The sequence below is a fragment of the Chryseobacterium sp. genome (assembly GCF_041914225.1).
Lineage (GTDB): Bacteria > Bacteroidota > Bacteroidia > Flavobacteriales > Weeksellaceae > Chryseobacterium.
The window spans coordinates 1-7,584 of record NZ_JAYSDT010000084.1 but is presented as its reverse complement, the minus strand read 5'-3'; the positions used below and the strand labels follow the sequence as shown (position 1 = coordinate 7,584).

Genomic DNA, 7,584 nt, shown 5'->3' with positions numbered 1-7,584 from the left:
TGTTTAAAATTAAGGTTCTCCAGTCATATGCGCAATTTTTTGGAAGACTTTCTCCAAGCCCGAACCAATGTGCCGGAAAATATCCTAACAATGAAGTAGTTACTGGCTGTGCAATTCCAAATCCTAAATAGGCTTCCACTTTTGTTATTCCTTTAAGGTTTCCGACAAAAGCATTTTGGGTTCCTACAAAAACAAATTCCTCAAATATTTCAGAATCTTTATTCATGCCCAGAATCAATGCTCCCACAGAATGCCCAAGGCAGTATTTTTTGTATTCTTTAAAATTCGTCTTGATATATTGAGTGACGGCTTTATAATCTTTTGAGCCCCAGATTCTCATGGAACCATGAAACCCTCTCATATTTTTTGGTTTGGAAAGTCCTATTCCCCTGTAATCATAAGTAATCACCGTGAACCCCTGTTCAGCGAAGTAGCTGGCAAATGAAAAGTACACCTGCTGTTTTACTCCTGTTGCCGAATTGATCAGCAATAGTTTCCCATTATCCTTCTGCGGTTTAAATAGATGGGCAGTCAGCGTAATATCGTCTTCTGTGGTCAGTATTAGTTTTTCCATAGTATAAAAGAAAAAATCCACTATAAAAGTGGACATTTTACTTATCTTTTTATGTTAAGTTTCAAACTTTTGATATGTCGTAAATAGCTTTATGAAAAGAAATCTGAGATTCTCGGCAGTCCGGTCTGAGAACCTTTCCCTCCTGAGACTCTTGAAGAAACTTCATTCCCGAATTTCACACACTCCTCAATAGAGTTCCCATGGCATAGTGCAATAGCAAATCCTGAGGTAAATGCATCTCCCATTCCCATTTTATAAACGGTTTCATCCTTATCGTTTCTGTAATACTTCATTTCAGTACCATCAAAATAAATAGTGGAGTTGGTATCATCTCTCACGAAAACTTTATTGAAATATTTTTTAAGGATGTCTTCTCTCTTCCCTTCCCCGAAGATAATGTATAGTTCATTGCTTTTAGCCACAATAAAGTCTACCTTTTCTAAAATTTCTTCACTGACTCTCATTGCAGGGGAAGCATACAATCCTACTTTTTTCCCGTACTGTTTAGCTTTTTTAACGGTATGTTCCACTACATCCATAGAAACCTCAAGCTGCACCAGTATAAGATCTGCGGTGTGAAAATATTTGTCAGCTTCATCTATATGTGATTTGCTGAGATATTTATTGGCTGCCGGTACCACCACAATGGCTGCATTCCCGTGGGAGGTTGTCACATAAGCAGTTCCTGTAGCTTCTTTATCTGTTTCATGAACAAATCCTACATTCACATTCTCGCTTACCAGATTTCTCATGATCTGCTGGCCAAGAGGGTCCATCCCTACACATCCGATAAAGTATACATTGGCTCCCAATCTGGAAGTACCTACCGCCTGATTGGCTCCTTTACCTCCAAAATAACTATCTGACTTTACGGCCAGAACCGTTTCGTTAGGTAAAGGGAGTTTTTCGGTTTCGAGAACCAAATCTATGGATGAGCTGCCCACAACAATAATACGGGGTTGTTCTGATGAGAAATTCATTGTGTTTTGTATTAGCTTTAAAATTTATACCTCAAAAATTAAGTCTCTAAAATAACTAATTTTAATTTAACTTATTTCTATAAATTCAGTAATTATTTTCACCGGCTGATGATCCTTGTCATAAGCCACGTAGCTTGCATAAAAACCCTCCCCATATCCTGTTTCAAAAGCAAATATAGTTCCGGGATGTTCCTTTGCCGGTTTCAGAAAGGCATACTGATCTATGGCTCCGTTTTCATCAAAGAAATAATCATGGAAAAACTCTTCGTAGATTCCCATAAAGTCACCTCCTTTATTTTGATACAGCCTTTGTTCAAGTTCATTGAGACTGTTTTGGGTATCAACATCCATGAAACATCCCATGCCGCTTTCTACAGGATATCCAAACACCTCTCCTTCTTCAAGATCTTTTATCTGCTGCCCTGCCGTAGTGGCCAGTTTCCATTCTTTAACTTCAGAATTGCTGAATATAATTTCGGCATAAGCCACACAGTTACTTTCTCTTTCTTTGTGCAGCATTACAGAAAAATCTCCCTTCGGAAATTCTGTAGTAAAAGGAAGCATATCATTGGTGATCAAAGGATCACAGGCCACCAGCTTTCCGCTCGAAAGATAGATCTTTCCTACTTCAAAACTTTCCAGTAACGGACTTTCCACAAAGTCTTTCGAGAATAGTTTTTTTATGTTTTCTATATGTGTCATTGTATTTATTCTTTTAAACCATCAGGCTGGATACAATTTTCATCTGTATCCAGCCTGAGATTTTGACAAATTTATTCTCTATATTTTACAAACTTTTCAGTTTCTCTTCAAGGATAAATTACCAACTGCTTGTTTCATCAAATATTTTAAATAATCCTTCCCTATATGGTTGCTTTAGATGCTTTATTCTGCTTTCCAAAACTTCCCAGCTTTCTTCTGAATATGATTCCAAAACAGCATTCAATTCCTCTTCATTATTATTAACATAGTCTACAGGAACTGGAAAAAAGTTATTCCAGTGGGGCTTTTCTTCAGAATTTTCATAAAGAGCAACTGTTCCTATCCTATCATTGAGTTTTCCTTTTCCTTTATAAGGTAAAACCTTTATGACAGGAAACTTACCTCCAAAACCTTTGGATAGATTGGTAGTGACAGCAATCATTTTAGGTTTTTCAGAAATGACTATTGCTCCGTTAGAATCTCCATATTTAAAATGTTCTTTTTGTCTTCTCCAATAAAAAATATTTATAAGTAAAAGAATAATAAAAGCAAGTCCTCCCCATAGCCATGAAACATCCCATGCAAAAGCTAAAGAAAACAATAAAGCAATTAACAAATAAATAGGTTTATAGATGTATTTTATCAATACAAATGGCATTACTCTAACCCTTCCAGGATTTGAAGCAACTGTTCTACTATCTAATGTTAAAATATCCCTATTGTCATCCATATTTTAAGGAGTATTAATATTTTACAAACTTTTCAGTTTCTCCTCAAGGATCGCAATCTTATCCTGAGCATCTTTTTGTTTTTGACGCTCTACTTCTACGATTTCCGGTTTCGCATTCGCAACAAATTTTTCATTGGAAAGCTTCTTCTCTACAGAAACCAGGAATCCTTTCAAATATTTAAGCTCTTCTTCAGTCTTCGCTTTTTCCTCTCCCAAATCCAGGTTTTCACTTAACGGAATAGAAACTTCAGTTGCTCCTACCAGGAATGTAAAGCTTGGTTTATCTGTTTTCTGTCCGAAGTGGATTTCAGAAACATTAGCCAGTTTTCTTACTACAGCTTCATTGGCAAATTCAGAAGCATTGGTATAAATTTCAGCAGCTTCTCTCGGCGAAATTCCTTTTGTCTGACGGTAATTTCTAACCCCTGAAATCAATTCTGCGGCAGTTTCAAAGTTTTTAATAATGTTTTCATCAAACTGTCCTGCTTCTTTCTGCTGAGCAATCACCAAAGCCTCATCAACCTTCCTTTCTGAGATCATCTGCCATAATTCTTCCGTTAAGAAAGGCATGAACGGATGAAGCAACTTCATCAGCTCTTCAAAGAAATGGATGGTCTTGTTATAAACTTCTTTTGAAATTCCTTCTCCGTAATTAGGCTTAATCGCTTCAAGATACCAACCGCAAAAATCATCCCAAATTAATTTATAGATCAAATGCAGTGCATCGGAAATTCTGAACTTCTCAAACTGATCATTGATTTCAAAGATGGTTTTGTTCAGTTTATTTTCAAACCATTCAATAGCCTGGTTATCGGTAGCAGCAGCCGGTTTATCTTCATGATTCCACATATTGATCAGACGGAAAGCATTCCAGATCTTCGTCATGAAATTTCTTCCCTGAAGCATTAAATCTTCATCAAAAAGAAGGTCATTTCCGGCAGCAGAACTCAATAGAATACCTACACGTACACCATCTGCACCGTATTTTTCCATTAATTCAATAGGGTCAGGAGAGTTCCCTAAAGATTTTGACATCTTTCTTCTCTGCTTATCTCTTACAATTCCTGTAAAATATACATTTTTAAACGGAACTTCTTTTCTGTATTCCAGCCCTGCCATAATCATTCTGGCTACCCAGAAGAAAATAATATCCGGCCCGGTTACAAGATCAGAAGTAGGATAATAATAATTAATATCTTTATTTTCCGGGTCAAGCAGGCCATCAAATACAGACATTGGCCATAACCATGAGGAGAACCATGTATCTAATGCATCATCATCCTGTCTGAGGTTTTCTGCCGTAAGACCTGAATTTCCTGTTTTTTGTTTTGCCAGTTCCAAAGCTTCTTCTTTGGTTTCTGCTACCACAAAATCTTCATCTCCTTCTCCATAGTAATAAGCAGGAATCTGCTGTCCCCACCAAAGCTGACGGGAAATATTCCAGTCACGGATGTTTTCCATCCAGTGTTTGTAAGTATTCTTAAACTTCTCCGGATAGAACTTTACCTCATCATCCATTACGATATCCAAAGCCGGCTTGGCAATTTCAGACATTTTAAGGAACCACTGTACAGAAACTTTAGGTTCGATAACGGCACCTGTTCTTTCAGATGTTCCGACTTTATTTACATAATCTTCTGCTTTAAGCAAAAGATCTTTTTCTTCAAGTTCTTTAGCGATCTGTTTTCTTACATCAAACCTGTTTTTTCCTGCATAATGTAAACCATATTCGTTAAGGTTTCCGTCATCGTCAAGAGCATCAATCATTTTCAGCTGATGCTTCTGTCCTATTTCATAGTCATTGATATCATGTGCAGGAGTAATTTTCAAAGCTCCTGTTCCGAACTCAATATCAACATATTCATCCTCAATAATCGGGATTACTCTGTCAACGATCGGTACAATTACATTTTTACCTTTTAAATGTGCGTATCTTTCATCATTCGGATTGATACATACGGCTGTATCCCCAAAAATAGTTTCAGGACGTGTAGTAGCTACTGAAAGAAACTCTTCCGAACCTTCAATCTTATATTTTAGGAAGTATAATTTTCCGTTCTGTTCTTTAAATATTACTTCTTCGTCAGAAATATTGGTTTTCGCTTCCGGGTCCCAGTTGACCATTCTGTATCCTCTGTAGATCAATCCTTTATTATAAAGGTCTACGAAACTTTTAATAACCTGCTGTGAAAGCTTGTCTTCCATAGTGAAGCGGGTTCTGTCCCAATCGCATGAACATCCCAGTTTCTTCAGCTGCTCAAGAATGGTTCCGCCGTATTTATTGGTCCAGTCCCAGGCATGAGTTAAAAATTCTTCACGGGTAATATCTGATTTATTGACTCCCTCAGATTTCAATTTAGCAACAACTTTAGCTTCAGTAGCAATTGAAGCGTGATCTGTTCCCGGAATCCAACAAGCATTAAACCCGCGCATTCTTGCACGACGGACCAGAACATCCTGAAGGGTATTATTCAACATATGCCCCATGTGTAGTATCCCCGTCACGTTTGGCGGAGGAATGACCACGGTATACGGTGGTTTGTCATTAGGCTCTGAATGGAAAAACTTATTTTCCAGCCAGTAATTGTACCATTTCTGTTCTGTTTCCTGTGGATTGTACTTTTCTGAAATCTGCATAAATTCTATTTCTTTGGCTTGCAATTTGCAAAAATAGTCTAAAGAAAAAAATTTTTAAGCATGAATTAAAATAATTTTTAACTTTGTTTCACAAAATTTATCTAACAAACATATTAACATTCAAGAATATGAAAAAACTAATTGCAGGAATTGCACTATTCGGGACATTTGCTCTTGCATCTGCACAGACAATTACATTTGATAAAACGACTTTCGATTACGGAACTATCAAGCCTAACGCTGATGGGACAAGATTCTTTACAGTAACGAATTCAGGTGATAAGCCTTTGATCCTTTCAAATGTAAAGCCTTCTTGTGGGTGTACAACTCCTGAATTCAGCCAGGATCCTATCATGCCGGGTAAATCCGCTAAGATTAAGGTTGGATACAATACAGCGATCCCTGGACCTTTCAACAAAATGATTGAGGTTTTCTCTAATGACCCTGCAAACAACAGAAGCGTAATCTACATCAAAGGTAACGTAGATGCTAACGCTCCTGAGCCAAAAGTATTGACTCCTGCTGAGCAGAAAGAAGCTGCTAAAGCTGAGAAAAAAGCTGCAAAACTTGCTAAAAAGGCTGCTGCAAAGTAAGCTCTACTCAAAAAATAAAGAAACCGTCTCTATTGAGGCGGTTTTTTTATTACATTTATGTTGGATTAGGTTGCAGATGGTAGCTTAAATGGCTGGGCTAAAGCCCTATTGAATTTTAATAACATAATCTTTTAAATATATGGACACCAATTTCTCAGATGACTTTAAAGTAAACGGAAAATTTTCAATAAAAAAAACTTCAACTTCCTATAAAGGGAAACTCACTAAAGAAGAAGGAGAGCAGATGCTGATTCAGGAGAAAGAAAAGCTCCGTGAGCTGCAGGAAAAATTATATGCTGACGGAAACCAGTCTCTGCTGGTCGTATTACAGGCTATGGATGCAGCAGGAAAAGACAGTATGATAGAGCATGTTTTCGGAGGAGTGAATCCGCAGGGATGCAATGTAACGAGCTTTAAAACACCAAGCCCGAAAGAATATTCCCATGATTTTCTATGGAGGCATTATCTGGCACTGCCACAGAAAGGCATGATCGGAATATTTAACCGCTCACATTATGAAAGCGTCCTAGTATGCAAGGTACATCCTGAATATAACCTGAGTGAAAAAACATGGTCTTCTGTAAAAGATTTTGACAGCAAATTCTGGGAAAACAGATATGAAAGCATCCGGAATTTTGAAAAACACCTTTCACAAAACGGCACAACTGTGGTAAAAATCTTTTTGAACGTATCCAAAGACGAACAGAAAAAAAGGCTTTTAGACAGAATTGACGAGCAGGAAAAAAACTGGAAATTCTCTGCAGGAGATCTTCCGGAAAGAGCATTATTTGATCAGTATATGGAAGCCTATGAGACTGCTATTAATGAAACAGCAAAAGATCATGCACCATGGTATGTGCTTCCTGCTGACAACAAATGGTTTGCAAGAGTAGCTGCTATCCAGATCATTATTGATACTCTTGAAAAGATGAATCTTAAATATCCTACGCTTTCTGATAAGGACAGACAGGAATTGCAGGATTCCAAAAAACAACTGGAAAGCGAATAAATCAGGTTGGAAGGAGGAAGCATGAAGATGGAGGTTTAAAATCATTACGTTTAAAAACTTCACTCTTCCAGCGTCTGACTTCCAGCTTTTAAAAAAAATCACGAGAAAATCTATAAGCCGGATTCTGTACTTCCTGAGAAGCGCCTGTTATTTATCTGCGTGTTACATTGCTGCAACACTTTAGCTGATTACCCCTCGGTTTTCAGGGCGAGCCGCCCCTATTTCCATTGCTGAAAAGAACCGATATACTTACCATTGCACCGCAAAGAGTTTACCTGGTTTCACTACAGCCGAACTGTACCTGCTTTCTGTTGCACTTGTCCTACCCTCACGGGTGACGGATGTTATCCGCTTTGCTG

The 7,584-nt window shown here is 37.7% G+C and carries 7 protein-coding genes and 1 other RNA gene; 2 read left to right on the top strand and 6 right to left on the bottom strand.

Annotated elements, in window-relative coordinates; translation table 11 throughout:
* The 5 genes from ACE3RB_RS19420 to ACE3RB_RS19400 form a co-directional block, all read right to left on the bottom strand.
* The coding region (locus ACE3RB_RS19420; protein ID WP_374465721.1) for an alpha/beta fold hydrolase at window positions 1-574 on the bottom strand (574 nt) is incomplete at its 3' end.
* An 89-nt stretch (window positions 575-663) separates the two neighbouring features.
* Entirely contained in the window at window positions 664-1,554 is an 891-nt protein-coding gene (locus ACE3RB_RS19415; RefSeq protein WP_374465720.1) for a ribokinase, read from the bottom strand.
* 66 nt (window positions 1,555-1,620) lie between these two features.
* Window positions 1,621-2,256: a DUF4241 domain-containing protein gene (locus tag ACE3RB_RS19410; RefSeq protein WP_374465719.1), complete on the bottom strand. Its 636-nt coding sequence runs from the start codon at window positions 2,254-2,256 to the stop codon at window positions 1,621-1,623.
* Between the two features lie 118 nt (window positions 2,257-2,374).
* Window positions 2,375-2,986, bottom strand: coding sequence for a DUF3239 domain-containing protein (locus ACE3RB_RS19405; protein WP_374465718.1), 612 nt, complete (start codon window positions 2,984-2,986; stop codon window positions 2,375-2,377).
* Window positions 2,987-3,007: 21 nt separating this feature from the next.
* Entirely contained in the window at window positions 3,008-5,623 is a 2,616-nt protein-coding gene (locus ACE3RB_RS19400; RefSeq protein WP_374465717.1) for a valine--tRNA ligase, read from the bottom strand.
* Between the two features lie 128 nt (window positions 5,624-5,751).
* On the opposite strand from ACE3RB_RS19400, the gene ACE3RB_RS19395 reads away from it, so the two are divergent.
* Complete coding sequence (locus ACE3RB_RS19395) at window positions 5,752-6,216, top strand: DUF1573 domain-containing protein (protein ID WP_002977002.1); 465 nt, start codon at window positions 5,752-5,754, stop codon at window positions 6,214-6,216.
* Window positions 6,217-6,355: 139 nt separating this feature from the next.
* Complete coding sequence (locus ACE3RB_RS19390; RefSeq protein ID WP_374465716.1) at window positions 6,356-7,225, top strand: polyphosphate kinase 2 family protein; 870 nt, start codon at window positions 6,356-6,358, stop codon at window positions 7,223-7,225.
* 97 nt (window positions 7,226-7,322) lie between these two features.
* Here ACE3RB_RS19390 and rnpB read toward each other — a convergent pair.
* An RNA gene (rnpB, locus tag ACE3RB_RS19385) (RNase P RNA component class A) lies at window positions 7,323-7,584 on the bottom strand; the annotation flags it as partial.

Excerpts from the sequence above, each read along its gene's own strand:
- ACE3RB_RS19405 (WP_374465718.1), bottom strand. The coding sequence starts at position 2,986 with ATGGATGACAATAGGGATATTTTAACATTAGATAGTAGAACAGTTGCT.
- ACE3RB_RS19395 (WP_002977002.1), top strand. The coding sequence starts at position 5,752 with ATGAAAAAACTAATTGCAGGAATTGCACTATTCGGGACATTTGCTCTT.
- ACE3RB_RS19410 (WP_374465719.1), bottom strand. The coding sequence starts at position 2,256 with ATGACACATATAGAAAACATAAAAAAACTATTCTCGAAAGACTTTGTG.
- ACE3RB_RS19400 (WP_374465717.1), bottom strand. The coding sequence starts at position 5,623 with ATGCAGATTTCAGAAAAGTACAATCCACAGGAAACAGAACAGAAATGG.
- ACE3RB_RS19415 (WP_374465720.1), bottom strand. The coding sequence starts at position 1,554 with ATGAATTTCTCATCAGAACAACCCCGTATTATTGTTGTGGGCAGCTCA.
- ACE3RB_RS19390 (WP_374465716.1), top strand. The coding sequence starts at position 6,356 with ATGGACACCAATTTCTCAGATGACTTTAAAGTAAACGGAAAATTTTCA.